The sequence below is a fragment of the Kitasatospora sp. NPDC057936 genome (assembly GCF_042887525.1).
GTDB lineage: Bacteria > Actinomycetota > Actinomycetes > Streptomycetales > Streptomycetaceae > Kitasatospora.
In genome coordinates, this window is record NZ_JBHVPD010000001.1 from 24,921 (window position 1) to 42,157 (window position 17,237).

General features: G+C 74.5%; 15 protein-coding genes. 7 read left to right on the forward strand and 8 right to left on the reverse strand.

Annotation, left to right across the window (positions count from 1 at the left end):
* Positions 1 to 101: 101 nt before the first annotated feature.
* Positions 102 to 1,010 carry a LysR family transcriptional regulator gene (locus ACFVU9_RS00115; protein ID WP_380437134.1) on the reverse strand — a complete coding sequence of 303 codons (909 nt, stop codon included), beginning with the start codon at positions 1,008 to 1,010 and terminating at the stop codon, positions 102 to 104.
* Between the two features lie 175 nt (positions 1,011 to 1,185).
* Between ACFVU9_RS00115 and ACFVU9_RS00120 the strand changes: the two genes are divergently transcribed.
* The gene (locus tag ACFVU9_RS00120; protein ID WP_387588435.1) at positions 1,186 to 1,854 is read left to right on the forward strand and encodes a type 1 glutamine amidotransferase domain-containing protein; all 669 of its coding nucleotides are present in this window, start codon (positions 1,186 to 1,188) and stop codon (positions 1,852 to 1,854) included.
* A gap of 148 nt (positions 1,855 to 2,002) precedes the next feature.
* Here the strand turns inward: ACFVU9_RS00120 and ACFVU9_RS00125 are convergent, their stop codons facing one another.
* Positions 2,003 to 3,187 carry an erythromycin esterase family protein gene (locus ACFVU9_RS00125; RefSeq protein WP_387588437.1) on the reverse strand — a complete coding sequence of 395 codons (1,185 nt, stop codon included), beginning with the start codon at positions 3,185 to 3,187 and terminating at the stop codon, positions 2,003 to 2,005.
* 81 nt (positions 3,188 to 3,268) lie between these two features.
* Between ACFVU9_RS00125 and ACFVU9_RS00130 the strand changes: the two genes are divergently transcribed.
* Both ACFVU9_RS00130 and ACFVU9_RS00135 read left to right on the forward strand, forming a co-directional pair.
* Positions 3,269 to 4,024 carry a MerR family transcriptional regulator gene (locus ACFVU9_RS00130; RefSeq protein ID WP_387588439.1) on the forward strand — a complete coding sequence of 252 codons (756 nt, stop codon included), beginning with the start codon at positions 3,269 to 3,271 and terminating at the stop codon, positions 4,022 to 4,024.
* Positions 4,025 to 4,189: 165 nt separating this feature from the next.
* A complete protein-coding gene (locus tag ACFVU9_RS00135; protein WP_387588441.1) occupies positions 4,190 to 5,239 on the forward strand; it encodes a TIGR03617 family F420-dependent LLM class oxidoreductase in 1,050 nt (349 codons plus the stop codon).
* Positions 5,240 to 5,281: 42 nt separating this feature from the next.
* On the opposite strand, the gene ACFVU9_RS00140 is transcribed toward ACFVU9_RS00135, so the two are convergent.
* Positions 5,282 to 6,964 (reverse strand): serine/threonine-protein kinase, encoded by a 1,683-nt coding sequence (locus ACFVU9_RS00140; RefSeq protein ID WP_387588443.1) that lies wholly within the window; start codon positions 6,962 to 6,964, stop codon positions 5,282 to 5,284.
* Between the two features lie 130 nt (positions 6,965 to 7,094).
* On the opposite strand from ACFVU9_RS00140, the gene ACFVU9_RS00145 reads away from it, so the two are divergent.
* Positions 7,095 to 7,811 carry a hypothetical protein gene (locus ACFVU9_RS00145; RefSeq protein ID WP_387588445.1) on the forward strand — a complete coding sequence of 239 codons (717 nt, stop codon included), beginning with the start codon at positions 7,095 to 7,097 and terminating at the stop codon, positions 7,809 to 7,811.
* 1 nt (position 7,812) lies between these two features.
* On the opposite strand, the gene ACFVU9_RS00150 is transcribed toward ACFVU9_RS00145, so the two are convergent.
* The 3 genes from ACFVU9_RS00150 to ACFVU9_RS00160 all read right to left on the reverse strand — a co-directional run bounded on the left by ACFVU9_RS00150 (position 7,813) and on the right by ACFVU9_RS00160 (position 11,494).
* Positions 7,813 to 9,516, reverse strand: coding sequence for an urease subunit alpha (locus ACFVU9_RS00150; protein WP_387588447.1), 1,704 nt, complete (start codon positions 9,514 to 9,516; stop codon positions 7,813 to 7,815).
* Entirely contained in the window at positions 9,513 to 10,226 is a 714-nt protein-coding gene (gene ureA / locus ACFVU9_RS00155) for an urease subunit gamma (RefSeq protein WP_387588449.1), read from the reverse strand. Before ureA ends, ACFVU9_RS00150 begins: the two co-directional genes overlap by 4 nt.
* A gap of 71 nt (positions 10,227 to 10,297) precedes the next feature.
* On the reverse strand, positions 10,298 to 11,494 hold the full coding sequence (locus tag ACFVU9_RS00160) for an agmatine/peptidylarginine deiminase (RefSeq protein WP_387588451.1): 1,197 nt from the start codon (positions 11,492 to 11,494) through the stop codon (positions 10,298 to 10,300).
* A 288-nt stretch (positions 11,495 to 11,782) separates the two neighbouring features.
* On the opposite strand from ACFVU9_RS00160, the gene gcvH reads away from it, so the two are divergent.
* Positions 11,783 to 12,163: a glycine cleavage system protein GcvH gene (gcvH, locus tag ACFVU9_RS00165; RefSeq protein ID WP_380437115.1), complete on the forward strand. Its 381-nt coding sequence runs from the start codon at positions 11,783 to 11,785 to the stop codon at positions 12,161 to 12,163.
* 59 nt (positions 12,164 to 12,222) lie between these two features.
* On the opposite strand, the gene ACFVU9_RS00170 is transcribed toward gcvH, so the two are convergent.
* Entirely contained in the window at positions 12,223 to 13,947 is a 1,725-nt protein-coding gene (locus ACFVU9_RS00170; RefSeq protein ID WP_387588453.1) for a protein kinase, read from the reverse strand.
* 128 nt (positions 13,948 to 14,075) lie between these two features.
* Complete coding sequence (locus tag ACFVU9_RS00175) at positions 14,076 to 14,666, reverse strand: TetR/AcrR family transcriptional regulator (protein WP_387588455.1); 591 nt, start codon at positions 14,664 to 14,666, stop codon at positions 14,076 to 14,078.
* Between the two features lie 160 nt (positions 14,667 to 14,826).
* On the opposite strand from ACFVU9_RS00175, the gene ACFVU9_RS00180 reads away from it, so the two are divergent.
* Positions 14,827 to 16,023, forward strand: a complete 1,197-nt coding sequence (locus ACFVU9_RS00180; protein ID WP_387588457.1) for an agmatine deiminase family protein — start codon at positions 14,827 to 14,829, stop codon at positions 16,021 to 16,023.
* Between the two features lie 143 nt (positions 16,024 to 16,166).
* Positions 16,167 to 17,171, forward strand: coding sequence for an agmatine/peptidylarginine deiminase (locus ACFVU9_RS00185; RefSeq protein ID WP_387588459.1), 1,005 nt, complete (start codon positions 16,167 to 16,169; stop codon positions 17,169 to 17,171).
* The last annotated feature ends 66 nt before the right edge of the window (positions 17,172 to 17,237 follow it).

Sequence of the window (17,237 nt, forward strand, 5' to 3'; positions counted from 1 at the left end):
CTCTCGCCTCCCTCCCGGTAGGTGCCGCTACGAACCACCAGTAGCGTAGCCCCCCTTTGTGAACTGACCGCCGATCTTGACGGAACCCTGGCGAAGGGGCCTCAGCAGGTGTGCGCGGCCGCGACGAGCCGCTCGCGGACCAGGGCGACGTGCGGATTGGCGGACGCGGCGGGGCGCTGCACCAGGTACGCGGTGTTGATCGGCGGGTCCTCCGGCCGGTGCAGCAGGCGCAGCGCGCCCGAGGCGAGTTCGGCGCGGCACAGGTAGCTCGGCAGGACGCTCCAGCCGGCGCCCGCCGCCGTCGCGTTGACGACCGCCCGCAGGTCGGGGGCGGTGAGGGCGGCGCGGGCGTGCAGGCGCTCGCCGAACACGTGCCGCCAGTACCGGCGGGCGATCGGGAGGTCCGCGGCGTAGCTGAGCAGCGGGACGTCCGCGAGGGCGGCGGGCAGCTCCCGGCCGTCCAGGCGCTGCGCCCAGGCCGGTGCCGCGACGAGGACGAACTCCTCGTCGGCGAGCGGTTCCGCGTGCAGCGTCCGGCCGCGCGGGCGCCGGGTGGCGACGACCAGGTCGTGCCGCCCGGCGCGCAGCTCGGCGAGCAGGGGGTCGGTGAGGCCGGTGGTCACGCGCAGCTGGACGCCGCCGGCGACGAGCGGTGCGAGCGCGGGGAGCAGGACGGTGCCCAGGTACTCGGCGGGCCCGGCGAGGTGCACGGGCTCGGGGGTGCCGCCCGCCCGCTCGCCGGTGGCGTCGGCGAGCCGGTCGAGGGGGTCGGCGAGGCGGGCGGCGAGGTCGTCCGCGTACGGCAGGGCGGCGACGCCGCGGGCGCCGCGCTCGAACAGCTCCCGGCCGAGCCGCTGCTCCAGCGCGCGGATCTGCGCGGTGACCGTCGACTGGGACAGTCCGAGCCGGTGGGCGGCGGCCGTGAACGAGCCGGCGCGGTGGACGGCGAGGAAGGTCCGCAGCTGGTTCAGGTCCAACGGGCCGGAGCCATGGATTTCCCGATCGCTCATGGCGCGAGCCTACGGGACGGCGATGGCCGGGGTGTCGTCCGGAGCCATCGGATTCCCGATACCGGACATCGCCCGGGCCATTGGTGGGCGATGGTGGAGCGCGTCTAGCGTCGAGCCGTGAGCACTCCGGCGGAGGACCGCCGGAGCGTCGGACCGCACCCCTGGAGACTGCACCATGGCCACCATCCTGTTCGTCGTGACCGGCGCCGACGTCTGGACGCTGAACGACGGCACCGCGCACCCGACCGGCTACTGGGCCGAGGAGGTCCTCGTGCCGTACCGCGCCTTCACCGAGGCCGGCCACGAGGTCACCGTGGCCACCCCGGGCGCCGTGGCGCCGGTCGCCGACCGGGCGAGCGTGCCCGACGAGGCGACGGCCGAGGCGATCGCCGCCGTCGCCGAGCTGCGGCGGCCGGTGAAGCTGGAGGACACCGACCCGGCCGACTACGACGCCGTGTTCTACCCGGGTGGCCACGGCCCGATGGAGGACCTGGCGGTCAGCCCCGAGTCCGGCCGGTTGCTGACCAGGGCGCTCGCCTCCGGCCGCCCGCTCGGCGTCGTGTGCCACGGCCCGGCGGCGCTGCTGGCCGCGCGGACGGAGGACGGCGGGTCGCCGTTCGCCGGCTACCGGATCACCGCCTTCACCAACGACGAGGAGCGCCAGGCGGGTCTCGCGGACAAGGCGCCGTGGCTGCTCCAGGACCGGCTGGTCGAGCTGGGCGTGGACTTCGCCGCGGGCGAGCCGTGGGCGCCGCACGTCGTCGTCGACCGCAACCTGGTGACGGGCCAGAACCCGGCGTCGTCGGCGGGGGCGGCCGAGGAGCTGCTGCGCCTGCTGGGCTGATCCGCCCGGCTGGTCGCCGGAGTCGGCCGGCGATGGGGAATCGCGGTACCGGCGGCGCCCGCCCCACAGCGGTCGGGCGCCGCCGGTCCGCTCCGGCCACCGTATCGAGCCTTCGCGGACGTCGGAGGCACCGACCCGCCGCCGGGGACTACCGGATGTCGCGGACGAAGACGATCGCGTCGGCCTGGCCGGTGGTGGCGGGATCGAGGGCGGCGTAGGTGTGGTCGGCCGGTACGCGCGGCGTCAGGTGCGGTGTGAATCGCGCGAGTTGGGCCGGTTCGAGGACGGACGTGTCGTGCGGGAGCGTCGACAGGAGCCCTTCGAGCGTGTCGGCCGGCGGGACGTCGGAGCCGCGGCTGCCGAAGGTGGTGGCCGCGTAGGCGTACCGGTCGCCGAGGCGGGTGCCGATGATCGCGCCCGCGCTCCACCACCGGGTGAGCCGGCCGGCGAAGCGCATGCTGCTCTCCTCCCGCTGGAGGTGGCCGTTGTGGGCGTAGGCGAGCGTCGGGCCGCGGTGCTCCTCGCGGCGGAGGACGGCGTCGAGGTTGTCGGCCATCATCGCGTCCCGCCGGGACAGGAGCATGGCGATGCGGGCGGGACCGGTGTCGGCCATGGCGGCGTGGTAGCGCAGGAGCCCGATGGTGGTGCGGGCGTGCAGCTCGGCGCGCCAGAAGGCGTCGGGGGAGGTCGCGGTCGTCAGGTGGGGAGCGTGTGCGGTGAGGAGCGCACTCAAGTCATCGGCGATCACGCGCAGTTCACGGGCCTGGGGGGTGCGGCCGATGGATTTGGCCGGGTCGTACATGATGGCCTCGTCCGTCCAGCGGCCGTCGTCGCCGAGGAGGGCGTCGAGGGTCGTGCGGTCGTACGGCGGGTCGAGGTGGGCGGCGACGTAGTCGTGCAGCGCGAGCAGGGACGGGCGCGGGCAGGCGGCGCCGGTGATCTCCAGCGGGCCGTCGAAGCCGTAGAAGCGGACCCGCTCAGCGTACGGGCACTGCCGGTTGAACTCGCGCATCCAGCGCAGGAGTTCACGATTGGCGGGCGAGGCGCCGAAGCCGTGGCTGAAGCCGTGGGCGACGGCGTCGTCGAGCGTGCCCACGCCGTCGGTGACGTACGCGTCGACGACGAGACCGGTGAGGCAGTCGCTCTCGATGGCGATCGAGCGGTAGCCCTCGTGCTCGACGAGGTGGCGGAACAGCTCGTTGCGCAGCTCGGGGAAGGCCTCGACACCGTGGGTGGGCTCGCCGAGGCCGAGGAGGCGGGTGGCGGGGGAGAGGAGCGCGGTGAGGGCGTGGCCAGAGAAGGGACGGGCCGCGTCCCGGATCGATGCGGTCATGACTTCAACCGTATCGTTGAAGCTCCGGTGTAAACTTTGGTGCCGTTTTGCGCGGTGAGATTGGAGTGAAGTCTCAAAGTGATGTTGCGACCCGTCGATCTGGCGCGCGAGCACGGCCTGTCCACGCAGGCGGTGCGCAACTACGAGGAGGCGGGTTTCCTGCCGCCGGCCGGGCGCACGGCGAGCGGCTACCGCGTCTACGGCCCGCGCCACGCCGCGGCGCTCAGGGCGTTCCTGGCGCTGCTGCCCGGGCACGGCCACGCGACGGCGGGGGCCGTCATGCGGGCCGTGCACGCGGGCGAGGTCGACGAGGCGCTGCGGCTGATCGACGCCGGTCATGCGCAACTGGCCGGTGATCGCGCCACGTTGGACGCGGTGGAGGAGGCGCTGCACGACCTCGTCCCGCCGCCGGGCCCAGATCCGACACGCGCCCCCGAACCGACACCCGACCCCGACCCCGAACCCGGCGGCACGTTCATCGGCCCGCTCGCGCACCGCCTCGGCCTGCGCCCGGCGACCCTGCGCACGTGGGAGCGCGCGGGCCTGGTCGTGCCCCGGCGCGACGCGCGCACCGGCTACCGCGTGTACGCCCCCGCCGATGTGCGCGACGCCCTGCTGGCCCACCAGCTGCGCCGTGGTGGACACGGCCTGGAGCGCATCGCGCAGGTGCTGGAACGCGTCCGGACGGCGGGTGGGCCGGAGCCCCTCCGGGCGACGCTGGGCGAGTGGCGCGACCGTCTGACGGCGCGCGGCCTGGCCCTGCTGGCGGGCGCGGCGGCACTGCACGCCTACCTGGCCGAGTTCCCCGTGGCCGAATTCCCCGAGGGCGGAGCCTGACCGGCGAGGTCGTACGGGTGGGCAAGCGCCCGGCCCGGCACGCGGCCGACCCGGGAGCCGGGGAGCCGGGGAGCCGGGGAGCCGGGCCACCCGGCAGGTGAGGGCATGGCAGGCTGGCGGCGTACCGCCGACGTACCGCCGAAGCCCGTGACCAGGAGCCCCGCCATGGACCGCCCGACCGCCGCCCTCCGCCTCGACGCCACCGCCTCCGGGCACCCGGCGGGCATCCTGGACGCCGCCGAGCAGGCCGAGCGCCGCGGCATGGACCGGCTGGTCGTCGCCGAGACCGCGTACGACCCGTTCCTCCAGCTCGCCCGCGCCGCCGACCGGACCGAGCGCATCGAGCTCGCCACCGGCATCGCGGTCGCCTTCGCCCGCACCCCGATGACGCTCGCCTACCAGGCGTGGGGCCTGCACGCGGCCTCCGGCGGACGTGCCGTCATCGGGCTGGGCTCGCAGGTCAAGACGCACATCGAGAAGCGCTTCGGGATGCCCTGGGACCGCCCCGCCGCGCGCATGCGCGAGTACGTCCACGCCGTGCGCGCGATCTGGGACAGCTGGCAGACCGGCGCGCGGCTGCGCTTCCGCGGCGAGTTCTACACGCACACGACGATGACCCCGGTCTTCTCGCCGGACCCGGTGTCCGGCGGGGTGCCCCGGATCCTCCTGGCCGGTGTCGGCCCGCTCATGACCCGCACGGCCGGCGCCGTCGCGGACGGCTTCCTCAGCCACCCGTTCTCGTCCCCGACCTACCTGGCCGAACAGGTGCTGCCCGGCCTGACCGAGGCCCGGACGGCTGCCGAGGCGGAGGGCGCCGCGTGGACGGCGCGCCCGTTCGAGATCGCCGGGAGCGTCCTCACCGCCACCGGGCGGACGGAGGAGGAACTGGCCGCCAACCGCGCCGCCGTCCGCGAGCGGCTCGCCTTCTACGCCTCCACGCCGGCCTACCGCCCGGTGCTCGCCCAGCACGGCTGGGAGGACCTCCAGGAGCGCCTGCACCCGCTCTCCGTGCGCGGGCGCTGGCAGGAGATGGCCGCCATGATCGACGACGAGGTCTTCGACGCCTTCGCGGTGTCCGGCCCGGTGGAGGACGTCGCCCGCGAGATCACCCGCCGCTACGCGGGCCTCTTCACCCGGCTGTCCGTCAGCCTCCCGGAGGACGCCGACCCGGCGCTGGGGCTGGACGTCCTGGCGGCGGTGCGGGCACACGGGTGAGAACGCGGGGGCGGGGGCGGGTGCAGGGGCGGGGGCCGGGGGTCAGCCGGTCTTCCGCAGCAGCGCGATCTGGGTCACGACGCCCGCCCGGCTGACTCCGTAGTGGATCGTGCCGTCCCGCTCGATGACGAGCGTGCGGCGGTCGGTCGCGTCGCCGCCCGTGCACGCGCCGCCGGGCGTGCCCCGCACCAGCCGCGAGGTGTAGGTCAACGAGATCGACGAGACCTCGACGAGCGTCCACACGGCCTCGCAGCGGATGGCTCCGTTGTCGAGGCGCGATCCCGTGCTCTGGTCGCCGATGCCGCCCGTGCCGACGGTGAGGGTGACGACGCCGGCCGGAGTGTTGTTCGAGTAGAGGGCCTGACCGCTCCAGGTCCCGAGGTAGGCGGCCGGCACGACGTTCCGTCCGGCGCCGCCGCCGGGCACCCCGGGCGCCGTCGCGCTGGTGACCGGCGCGGATCCGGAAGTGGACGTCTGCGCCTCCCGGTGCGTCAGCGCGTACCCCGCGGCGGCGATCAGCAGCACGACCAGCACGACGAGCACCAGGACCAGCCACCCGCGCCGCCGGTGCGGGGGCCGGTACCGCGGCGGGCCGTAGACCGGGATGGGCTGGGGCGGGAGGTGCCGCCAGTGTCTCGTGGGGGCGGGTCTCGTGGGGGCGGGGCGCGTCGGGGCGGTGGGGTGGCGGCGGGGCACGGTCGGGGCGGGGCCCGGTGGCGGCACCGTCGGCCTGCGCGGTGTGGGCGTCGGGCGGGGCGCCGGCTCCGGGCGGGGCGGTGCCGACGTCGGCCGGGGCGGCACGGCGTGGGTCGTCCCGGTCCCGTCCGCCTCCAGGTCGAGCAGCCGGGCGGCCGCCCGTCCGATCGCGGCGGCCACCGGCGCCGGCAGCCAGCTCCCCGTCGCCAGGTCCCTGGTGGCCTCGCGGTCGTCGTCCAGCCAGGCGCGCAGCAGCTGTGGCGACGGGCGCGCGGCCGGGTCCTTGGCGAGGCAGCCGAGGAGGTTCCGGCGCAGCGTCTCCTCCACCAGCAGGAGATCGGGCTGCTCGTACACCGCGCGGAAGAGTACCGCCGGGGCCACTCCCTCCCCGTACGGGAGCACACCCGTCGCCGCGTACGCGAGCACGGCGCCGAGCGAGAACACGTCACTCGCCGGCCCGACCTTGCTCCCCCGGGTCTGCTCCGGCGACATGAAGCCGGGCGAACCGACCGTGTAACCGGGCCTGGTGAGACTCGTGTTGGCGTCCAGGGCGCGGGTGATGCCGAAGTCGATCAGGCGCGGGCCGTCCGGGGCGAGCAGCACGTTGGACGGTTTGACGTCCCGGTGCACCAGCCCGAGCGCGTGCACGTGGGCGAGCGCCTCCGCGAGCCGGGCGCCGAGCGCCCGCACCGACGCCCCGGGCAGCGGCCCGAACTGCCGCACGGCGGCGCTCAGGGACGGTCCGGCGACGTACCCGGTGGCCACCCAGGGCCGGTCGCCCTCGGTGTCCGCGTCCAGCACCGGTGCCGTCCACTCCCCGCCGACCCGCCGGGCGGCGTCCACCTCCCGCCGGAACCGCGCCCGGAACTCCCGGTCCCCGGCCAGTTCCGGGCGCACCACCTTGACGGCCACCGTCCGCCCCCGCGCCGACCGCCCGAGGTACACCCGCCCCATCCCGCCCGCGCCGAGCCGGCCCAGCAGCCGGTACTCGCCCACCCGCCGCGGATCGTCATCCTCCAGCGACTGCATGCGCCACGCTCCCCTCGGCCCGCCCGGAGGCACACGGTACCGGTCCCAATATCCGGGTGTGGCAGGGTTGTTGTCACAGATCGGCGACCACGGCGGGTGCGCCTCCCGGACCTGCCGGTACGCTGGGCCGATGCTGCTCCCCACCGTCCCGCGCACACGCGTGCGGGCCGCCGCCAGGCCCGTCATGGACACACCCTTCGGCGCGGTGGCCTTCACGACGACGATCGGGGACACCGCACTCCCGCCGCTGCCCGACGAGCTGTTCGCCCTGCCGGGCGGGAGGACGGTCGCGCGCTGGAGGCACCACGCGGCGCGCGTCGAACTGCTGCTGACCCCGTACGACCCCGAGCTGGACCCCGAGGTGTGGGGCCCGCTGACCGACTGCCTCGCGGCGGTGTGGCGGATCGACGCCGGGTCGCCGCCGGGAAGGGTGACGTTCTCGGCGGGACTGCCCGCGCGGCTGCCGGACGGCGCCGACGCCGGCTGGGACGGCGGACAGGGCCTGGCCGCGGTCACGGTGGAGCACGACACGACCCGCCTCACCCTCGGCGGCCCCGACGAGGAGGGGATCTGCCACGCCGCGGCCACGACGGCCGCGGCGCCCCGCCGCTGGGCGGGTCTGATCGGCGAGGTCTACCGGAACTCCTGCACCACGTGGGGCGTCGACTTCGCCGACCACCACGGCATGACCTGGACCCTCCCCCCGCTGGAGGCCGGCGACCACTGCGAACTGCCGGTCGTGGCCGCCTGGACCTCGGTGGAGGACGAGACGGAGAACACCTGGTACGCCGTCGGCTCGTCCTCAACCGTGCTGCTACGTCAGGTGGTTGACTCGTGCATGCGCTGACTCAGAGGAAGTAGAGGCGGCTCAGCGGCACCTCCTCGGCCGGGTTGGAGTGGAGAGGGGTGCCGTCGAGGGTGACCAGGCCCGTGTGGGGGTGGACATCGACGGCGCCCAGGCGGGTGTTGTGGATGAGGTCGGCCGGTCCGATGCCCCGGGTGCCGCGGACTCCGACCCGGCGGCGGCGGGTGGTCATGGTGTCGTGGGGGCGGTCGAAGGTGCCGGATTCGGCGGCGGCCTGGCTGGTGAAGGCGACGGAGAGGTCGGCCGGGGTGGCGCCGTGGGCGCCGAACAGGGGGCCCAGGACGAGGGGTTGGCAGGTCTCGGTGGCGGCGTTGGGGTCGCCGGTGACGCCGTAGGCGGGGAAGCCGGCCTTTAGCACCATCTGCGGCTTCGCGCCGAAGAACGCCGGCTGCCACAGCACGATGTCGGCGAGCTTGCCCACCTCGATCGAGCCGACCTCGTGCGAAAGCCCGTGCGCGATGGCCGGGTTGATGGTGAGCTTCGCGACGTAGCGCAGCACGCGGGCGTTGTCGTCGTCCGGGCCGTCGCCGGCCATCGGGCCGAGCTCGGCCTTCATCTTCCCCGCGACGGCGAAGGTGCGCCGGACGGTCTCGCCGGCGCGGCCCATGCCCTGGGCGTCGGAGGAGGTGATGCCGATGGCCCCGAGGTCGTGCAGGACGTCCTCGGCGCCCATGGTGCCGGCGCGGATGCGGTCGCGGGCCATGGCGGCGTCGCCGGGGAGGTCGGTCTTGAGGGCGTGGACGGAGACGATCATGCCGTAGTGCTCGGCGATCGCGTCCCGTCCGAAGGGGAGCGTCGGGTTGGTGGAGGAGCCGATGACGTTCGGCACGCCGGCCATCTTGAGGACGTTGGGGACGTGCCCGCCGCCGCAGCCCTCGATGTGGAAGGCGTGGATGGTGCGGCCCTCCAGTACGCTGAGGGTGTCCTCGACGGACAGGCACTCGTTCAAACCATCGGTGTGCAGCGCCACTTGGACGTCATGGACCTCCGCGACACGCAGCGCGGTATCGAGCGCGCGGGTGTGCGCGCCCATGTCCTCGTGCACCTTGAACCCGCACGCGCCGCCCTCGGTCAGCGCCTCCACGAGCGGTGCCGGGTGGGAGGACGAACCCCGCGCCAGGAAACCGATGTTGACCGGCCACGCGTCGAAGGCGTTGAAGGCGTGCCGCAGCGCCCACGGGGAGTTGACCCCGACGCCCCACGCCGGCCCGATCTCCTGGCCGATGATCGTGGTGACGCCGGAGGCGAGGGAAGCCTCCATGATCCGCGGGGACATGAGGTGCACGTGGGTGTCGACCGCCCCGGCGGTGGCGATCAGGCCCTCGCCGGAGACGATCGTCGTGCCGGTGCCGACCACGACGTCCACGCCGTCGAGCGTGTCGGGGTTGCCGGCGCGGCCGATCGAGGCGATCCGGCCCTCCCGGATGCCGATCGAGGTCTTGCGGATGCCCTGGACCGCGTCGATGACGAGGACGTTGCTGATGACGACGTCGCAGGTGTCGCGGACGGCTGCGGCCTTGAGGTGCAGTCCGTCGCGCCCGGTCTTGCCGAAGCCGACGAGGAACTCGTCGCCCGGCCGCTGGGAGTCCGACTCCACCCGGACGACGAGGCCGCTGTCGCCGAGCCGCACCCGGTCCCCGGCGCGGGGGCCGTGCACGGCGGCGTACTCGGACGGTTCGATGCTCATCGCGCGTTCTCCTGGTCGTCCGTGGCCTCGGTGACCCCGAGGTAGCCCTGCTCGGCGGCCCGGCGCAGGGCCTCCCGCCGGACCCGGGGCGAGTCGAGCGGTCCGTCGACGAGCCCCGCGAACCCGATCGCGACGCGCTCGCCGCCGATCGGCACCAGGCCGGCCTCGACGACCGCGCCCGGGTCGAACCGGAGCGACGACCCGGCCGGGACGGCCAGGTGCATGCCGTACGCGGCGGCCCGGTCGAAGTCGAGGCGCGGGTTGGCCTCGAAGAAGTGGAAGTGCGAGGTGACCGAGACCGGCACGTCGGCGGTGTTGCGCACGGAGACCGTGCACACCGGCTCGGGGTCGCCGGGGGCGTCGCCGGCGGGGAGCACGGCGCCGGGCGCGGCGTCGGCGAGGGTGGCGCCGTCGAACGGGTCGGCGACGACGGCCAGCCGGGTGCCGTCGTCGAACACCGCCTCGACGTGGATCTCGGTGACGAGGTCGGGCACGCCGGGCAGGACGTCCTCCGGGCCGAGGACGGAGCGCCCGCGCGCGACGGCCTCGGCGAGCCGCAGGCCGTCCCGGGCCGCCTCGCAGACGGTGTCGGCGATGAGCGCGGTGGCCTCGGGGACGTTGAGCCGCAGGCCGCGGGCGCGGCGGGCGCGGGCGAGCTCGGCGGCCGTGAAGATCAGCAGCCGGTCGCGTTCGGTGGGGGTCAGCCGCACGGTGGGTCGTTCTCCTCGGGCACGTGGGTGGGGGTGGGGCGCCGGGCTACGCCGGGGGCGGGGCGCCGGGTTCAGCCGGCGGGCTGGTCGTGGGTGGAGCAGTGGATGCCGCCGCCCCCGGAGGCGATGGTGTCGATCTGGAGCGGGACGATCTCGCGGCCGGGGAAGTGGTCCCGGAACACGTCCTGGGCGTGGTCGTCGGCCTTGGGGTCGCCGAAGAGCGGCAGGTAGACGCCCTTGTCGCCGATGTAGAAGTTCATGTACGACGAGACGAAGGCGTCGCCGCGCCCGGTGATCTTGTCCGGGTTGGGCTGGCTGATCTCGATGACCTTGAGCTTCTTCCCGGTGGCGTCGGTGGCGTCCGCGAGGACGGAACGCGCCTGGTCCGCAGCGCGGGACCACACGTCCGGCGGGGTGCCGGGGAAGGCCCGGTCGAGGAACACGACGCCGGGTGCGGCGAAGCGGGCGAGGCAGTCGACGTGGGCGTCGGTGATGTCCTTGCCCTTGACGCCGGCCAGCCAGATCACCTTGGTGATGCCGAGGGCCTGCTTGAGCTCGGCCTCGACCTGGTCGCGGGTGCGGCCGGGGTTGCGGTTGTCGTTGACGACGGAGCTCTCGGTGATCAGCAGGGTGCCCTGGCCGTCGCTCTCGAAGGAGCCGCCCTCGGCGGTGATCGGGGTCTCGATCCGCTCGATGCCGTACCTGTCGAGCACCGCGCGGGCGAGGCGGGCGTCGTTGGTGTGCTCCTGCTTGCCGCCCCAGCCGCTGAAGTTGAAGTCGACGCCCTTGACCTTTCCGCCCTCCTCGACGAACACGGGCACGGTGTCGCGGGCCCACAGGTCGTCGACGGGGGAGGAGAGCAGTTCGACGGCCGACCCGCAGGCCTTGCGGGCGGAGGACTCCTGGCCGGGGCGCACGAGCAGGACCAGCGGCTCGCGCTCGGCGATCGCGTTGGCCACCTCGGCGATGTCCTTGCGGACGCCCCCGAGCTGCTCGCCCCACACGTTCTCGGAGGCGGGCCAGGCCATGAACGTCCGCTCGTGCTTCTCCCACTCGCCGCCGAGCCGGCGCCCGCGCGCGGCGGCCGGGGCGGTGGGCGACGGCTCGACGGGAGCCGCGCCGGTCGGCTGGTCGGCGGCCCCGGAGGACGGGGCGGCGGGCTCGTCCGGGTCGCCCGTGGAGGCGCAGGCGGTGGCGCCGAGGGCGAGCAGACCCGCGCCGGCGAGGGAGCGCAGCACCGTGCGGCGCGCGAGGGGGGAGAAGGACACGGTGTACTCCGGTGGGGCTCTGGGCGGCGAATCGGCTTCGGCGGGGGAAACGGCTCGCTGGGGCGGCTTCTCGACCTCGCCTGGCTCGAACTCTCGCACTGACTGAAAAATCAGTCAAGCCTGCTCGTGGGGCGTGCACGGGAGGCCGACGTCTGCCGGCCGAAACGTCGGTTGTGCGGGCGCGGCCGACTTTCGGGTGTGGTTTCCCCGGAAGTCGTCGCGCGCACACCGCCGACGTGGCATCCTGCCACCGGTCGATCACACTGCGTATCAGAGGAGTTGCTTGCCATGTCCAACGTCCCCGCGGAGCTCAAGTACACCGACGAGCACGAGTGGGTGCGTACGGAAGCCGACGGAACGTTGACGATCGGCATCACCGACCACGCCCAGTCGACGCTCGGGGACATCGTGTTCCTGGAGATGCCTCCGGTGGGCAAGCAGGTCAAGGCGGGTGACGCCATCGGCGTCGTGGAGTCGGTCAAGGCCGCCTCGGACTTCTACAGCCCGGTGAGCGGTGAGGTCGTCGCGGTGAACGCCGATGCCGTCGACACTCCCGAGGAGGTGAACGCCGACCCGTACGACGTCTGGCTGTTCAGGATCAAGCTGGCGAAGGACGCCACCACCAACGGCCTCCTCGACGCCGCCGCGTACGCGAAGCTGGTCGGCTAGCGCTCCGGCACCGGCGCGGGTGACGGCTCGGCAACCGCCTCGGCCGGTCGGGCCGTCGCTCAGCCGGTGCGGCGGTAGCGGTCGAGGGAGACGGTGACCGGGCCGTCCGGGCCCGCCGTGGACAGGACGCGGACGATGGCGAGGTCCTGGCCGTCGGCGGAGCGCAGGCAGAAGGCGCCGCGCGGGCCGAGGGCGCCGAAGGGGACGCGGGCGGCGGGGCGGCTGCCGAGGCCCTTGAGGCACTCGGCGAGGCCGAGGCCGGAGTCCCGCCCGATGTAGGAGTCGGCGGTGTCGGGGTAGAGGAACTCGCTGGCGCTGCGGGCGACGTACCAGGTCGCGCTGTCGGTCGGGACGACGGTGCCGGTGGCGAGGTCGAACTCGTAGCCGGAGTCCGCCGAGGTCAGCTCGACGCCGCGGTAGGCGGCGGTGTAGCCGGTGGGTGCGGCCGAGGTGCTGGACGCCGCGCCCGTCGGGGCCGGGGTCGGGGCGACGGAGGTCGGGGCCACCGAAGGCAGCGGCGCGGGCGGGGTGGACGGCGCGCCCGCCACCGGCGGCTCGGCCGGTGCCGCCTCCGTGTCGGGGATGTCGAGCAGGTACAGCATCCCGGCGGCGCCGACGGCCAGGGCCACCGTGGCCGTGAGCGCCGTCCGTCCGAGCGCGCGTTTGCGGCCGCCCTTGGCCCTGGCCCTGCCTCTCGACTCGAGGGTGACGACAGGAGCGGGGGCGGGTGCGGGCGCGGGCGAGGGCACGGGCATCGCGACGGCCGTGGGGTTCGGCGGCGTCGCCGGCCCCCGCACCGTCTCGGCCGCGTGCACGCCCGCGCGCGGCACCAGGGCCGTCGGCGCCTCCGCGGGCACCCGGGGCAGATCGGCGTGGCGGGTGATCTGCCCGGCGACCGGGTGCGGCAGCCAGTCCTCGCCGAAGGTGAGGTGCCCGCCCACGGCCGGGTGGCTGCGCGCGGCGGCGATCACCTCGGCGGTGGTCGGCCGGTCCTCGGGCCGCTTGGCGAGGCAGCGTCCGAGCAGCTCGCGCAGGCCCGGCGGGACGCGGCCGAGGTCGGGTTCCTCGTGGACCGTCCGGTACAGCGCGGCGAGGTCGGGCCCGTCGCCGAAGGGCGGGGTGCCGCCGGCCACGTGGACGGCGAGGGCGCCGAGGGCGTGGACGTCGGTGGCCGGGGTCGCGGTGCGGCCCATGGCTTGCTCGGGGGCCATGTAGGCGGGCGAGCCGATGCGCAGCCCGGTGCCGGTGAGGGCGCCGGCGTCGGCCGCGCGGGCGATGCCGAAGTCGATCACCCGGGGGCCGTCGGGGGCGATCAGGACGTTGCCCGGCTTGAGGTCGCGGTGGACGACGCCGCTGGCGTGGATCGCCTGGAGCGCCTCGGCGATGCCGGCCACGAGCAGCAGGACGGTCCGTTCCGGGAGCGGCCCGAAGCGCTGGACCACCTGCTGGAGCGAGGGGCCCGGCACGTACGTCGTGGCCAGCCACGGGGTGGCGGCCTCCACGCCCGCGTCGACGACCTGTGCGGTGTAGAGCCCGTGGATGCGCTGCGCGCTGGCGACCTCCTGGGCGAACCGGGCCCGGAACTCCGGGTCCTCGGCCAGCTCGGGCCGGACCACCTTGAGCGCGACGGGCCGGCCGCCCGGGGTGTACGAGAGGTAGACCCGGCCCATGCCGCCGGCGCCGAGCCGCGCGTACAGCCGGTAGCCGCCGACCTCGCGCGGGTCGTCGCCGGTCAGCTCCTGGAAGGCCGACGGCAGGGCGAAGGGGGATCGGTCAGCGGACATGCGGGCTGCCTCTCTCGGCGGACGGGGCGGACTGCGGCCCGACGGCGGCAAGGACAGCGCGGGTCGGCGCCGCAGAGTTTAGAGGTTCCCTCAGGATCGGCCGAATCCGGGTCCGCCGAAGACGCGCGCTACGGCCGGGAACGCTCCAGCTCCGCCTCGACGGCCCCCCGCAGCAGGCGCCGGGCCTGGTCGAGCGGCAGTGAGCCGCTCAGCCAGCGCACGCTGAGCCCCTCGACGAGGGCGGTGAGCCGCTCGGCGGCGGCCGCGTGGGCCGGGGCGGTGCCGAGCGGGTCGGCGCGGGCGAGGAGATCGGCGACGTCGTGCACCCAGCTGTGGGTGCTGCGTGCCAGCTCCTCGCGCAGGTCCGGCTCGAAGACCGCGGTGGCCCGCAGTTCGCCCCAGGCGATGCTGTTCTCCCGCACGTCGACGGTGTCCTGGAGCTCCAGGAGGAGGACCTGCTCCAGATCGGTGCGGGGGTCCGCGGCGCGCGGCGGTGCGTCCGGGCCGCCGGCGTCGCCCGCGGTGTAGCGGTCGGCGCGGTCGCTGATGAACTCCAGCGTCTGCTGGAGGACACCGGCCCGGTCGGTGAAGTGGTAGTAGATCAGCGAGGTGGACACGCCGGCCTCGGCGGCCAGCTCGCCCATGCGCAGCCCGCGTACGCCGCGCCGGGCGATGATGCGGGTGGCGGCTTCGAGTATCCCAGTCCGGCGGTCCGACATGAGTGGTGACTCTACCCGCCCCGGGGCCCGCGTGCCGGAAATCCTGATCGTTTGTTCAGGTTCCCTGGTCCGAGTGCGCTCAGAGGGTTGACTGAATTTTCAGTGCGGTAGAGGATGCGGGGCAACCCCCACACCTCCCACCTCTTCCAGGGAGTGCTGCATGACCATCCCCACGCCCTCAAGACGCCGTCTGCTCCAGTACGGCGCGGCGGCCCTGCCCCTCGTCGCGCTCGGCGCGGCCCTACCGGCCGCGGCCCACGCGGCCGGGGCGGACTTCGATTCCGATACCGCCCCCGACAGCACCGCCGCCGTCACCCCCAGGCTGCGGATGCCCGCGGAGACCGACCGGCACGACCGCACCTTCATGGCCTGGCCGGCCCTGTCGTCGATCTGGGGAAACCAGCTCTCGGCCGTCCGCGACAGCATCGCCCGCGTCGCCTACGCGATCTCCCGCTACGAACCGGTCGTGGTCGTCGCCCGGCCCGGTCAGGCCGCCGACGCGCGGTACTGGCTCGGCGGCGGCGCCTACTACCCCATCACCGTTGTGGAGATCGCCAACGACGACCTCTGGATCCGCGACTTCGGACCCACCTTCGTCGTCGCGCCCGGGGCCGTCGCCGGCATCGACACCAATTTCAACGGATGGGGTAAGACGGGCACGTCCTACTACCAGCGCTGGACGGAGGACGCCGCCGTCGCCGCCGCCCTGCTCGCCGAATACGGCGTCGACCGCGTCCGGGCGCCCTTCGTCGGCGAGGGCGGCGCGCTGGAAACGGACGGCCAGGGCACCCTGCTGGCCACCGTCAGTTCGCTGGTCAACCCCAACCGCAACCCCGGCATGAGCCAGGACCAGGTCGAGCAGGCCCTGAAGTCCTCGCTCGGACTGGACAAGGTGATCTGGCTCGCCGGCCTGGCCGGCCAGGACATCACCGACGACCACGTCGACTGCATGGCCCGCTTCACCGCGCCCGGCCAGGTGATCCTCGACAAGCCGGGACCGGGTACGGACCGGATCTGGATCGACGTCTACCAGCAGGCCAAGCAGGTGCTGCAGAGCGCCACCGACGCCCAGGGCCGCGCGCTGACCGTCACCGAACTCCCCGGCCCTGACCGCAGCCTGATCCGCGGCACCGGGAAGGACTTCCTCTCCAGCTACACCAACTTCTACACCGCCAACGGGGCCGTGTTCGTGCCCCAGTTCGGCGACTCCTACGCCGACGCGACCGCCCACGCGATCCTCCAGGCCGCGTTCCCCGGCCGCGACGTCGTGCAGCTGAACATCGACGCCATCGCCGGCGGCGGCGGCGGGATCCACTGCGCCACCCAGTCGCAGCCCACCCGGCCGCCCGCGGCCTGAGACCCCCTGGCGGCTCGCCCACGACCCCACGGAGGGCGGGCCGCCAGGGCCCACCACCCGGCCATGCCGAACACGCCAGGCCATGCCGAACACGCCCGGCCATTCCCACCACCCCCAGCCGTCCGACCGGAACGAGGTTCCCCGTGACGTACCGAATGCCCGCCGAGTGGACCGACCACGAGGGCTGCCTGATGGCCTGGCCCGTGCGCCTCGACCTCTGGGGTGACACGCTCGCCGAGGTGAAGCGCGAGTACGCCGAAGTCGCCCGCACCATCGCGCAGTTCGAGCCGGTGACGATGGCGGCCCCGCCCGGCCACGGCGACGAGGCGCGCGCGATGTGCGGCGAGGGCGTCACCGTCGTCGAACTGCCCATGGACGACTCGTGGTTCCGCGACTCGGCCCCGATCTTCGTCCTCGACGCCGAGGGCCGCCGCGCCGGCGTGGACTTCCGCTTCAACGCCTGGGGCCGCAAGCACCACCCCTGGGACGCGGACGACCGGGTCAGCGGCCTGCTGCTGGAGCACCTCGGCGTCCCTGCGGTCCGCTCCGAGATGATCCTCGAAGGCGGCGCGATCACCGTCGACGGCGAGGGCACGCTCATCACCACCGAGCAGTGCCTCCTGCACCCCAACCGCAACCCCGGCATGAGCCGCGAGGAGATCGAGGCGGAGCTCAAGGCGCGCCTCGGCGTCACCAAGGTGATCTGGCTGCCGTACGGCGGCCTGCTGGACACCGAGACCGACGGGCACGTGGACGGCGTCTGCGCGTTCGCCGCCCCCGGCCGGGTGGTCGTGCAGCTCCCGGCCGACCCGGAGCACCCCGATTACGCCCGGATGCGCGCCAACCGCGCCGTGCTGGAGCACTCGACCGACGCGCAGGGCCGGCCCTTCGAGATCGTCGACGTCCCGCAGGCCGCGTTCGTCGAGGTCGACGGCCGGGAGGTCGAGGTCGGCTACCTCAACTACTACCTGGCCAACGGCGCCGTCGTCGTGCCGGTCGCCGGCCACCCCGAGGACGAGGGCGCGCTCGCCGTCCTCGCCGCGGCGCACCCGGGCCGCAAGGTCGTCGGCGTCCGCTCGCGGGTGATCGCGTGGGGCGGCGGCGGCATCCACTGCATCACGCAGCAGGTGCCGGCCGCCCGCGCCTGACCGGTGCATCCCGCGCCTGACCGGTACATCCGGACACCGCGTACCCTTCCCGGATCCCACGGACCG

What these genes read in the sequence shown, in the direction of transcription:
- ACFVU9_RS00145 (WP_387588445.1), top strand. Translation starts at nt 7,095, where the DNA reads ATGCTGCTCCCCACCGTCCCGCGCACACGCGTGCGGGCCGCCGCCAGG.
- gcvH (WP_380437115.1), top strand. Translation starts at nt 11,783, where the DNA reads ATGTCCAACGTCCCCGCGGAGCTCAAGTACACCGACGAGCACGAGTGG.
- ACFVU9_RS00140 (WP_387588443.1), bottom strand. Translation starts at nt 6,964, where the DNA reads ATGCAGTCGCTGGAGGATGACGATCCGCGGCGGGTGGGCGAGTACCGG.
- ACFVU9_RS00130 (WP_387588439.1), top strand. Translation starts at nt 3,269, where the DNA reads ATGTTGCGACCCGTCGATCTGGCGCGCGAGCACGGCCTGTCCACGCAG.
- ACFVU9_RS00180 (WP_387588457.1), top strand. Translation starts at nt 14,827, where the DNA reads ATGACCATCCCCACGCCCTCAAGACGCCGTCTGCTCCAGTACGGCGCG.
- ACFVU9_RS00150 (WP_387588447.1), bottom strand. Translation starts at nt 9,516, where the DNA reads ATGAGCATCGAACCGTCCGAGTACGCCGCCGTGCACGGCCCCCGCGCC.
- ACFVU9_RS00135 (WP_387588441.1), top strand. Translation starts at nt 4,190, where the DNA reads ATGGACCGCCCGACCGCCGCCCTCCGCCTCGACGCCACCGCCTCCGGG.
- ACFVU9_RS00120 (WP_387588435.1), top strand. Translation starts at nt 1,186, where the DNA reads ATGGCCACCATCCTGTTCGTCGTGACCGGCGCCGACGTCTGGACGCTG.
- ACFVU9_RS00125 (WP_387588437.1), bottom strand. Translation starts at nt 3,187, where the DNA reads ATGACCGCATCGATCCGGGACGCGGCCCGTCCCTTCTCTGGCCACGCC.
- ACFVU9_RS00115 (WP_380437134.1), bottom strand. Translation starts at nt 1,010, where the DNA reads ATGAGCGATCGGGAAATCCATGGCTCCGGCCCGTTGGACCTGAACCAG.
- ACFVU9_RS00170 (WP_387588453.1), bottom strand. Translation starts at nt 13,947, where the DNA reads ATGTCCGCTGACCGATCCCCCTTCGCCCTGCCGTCGGCCTTCCAGGAG.
- ACFVU9_RS00175 (WP_387588455.1), bottom strand. Translation starts at nt 14,666, where the DNA reads ATGTCGGACCGCCGGACTGGGATACTCGAAGCCGCCACCCGCATCATC.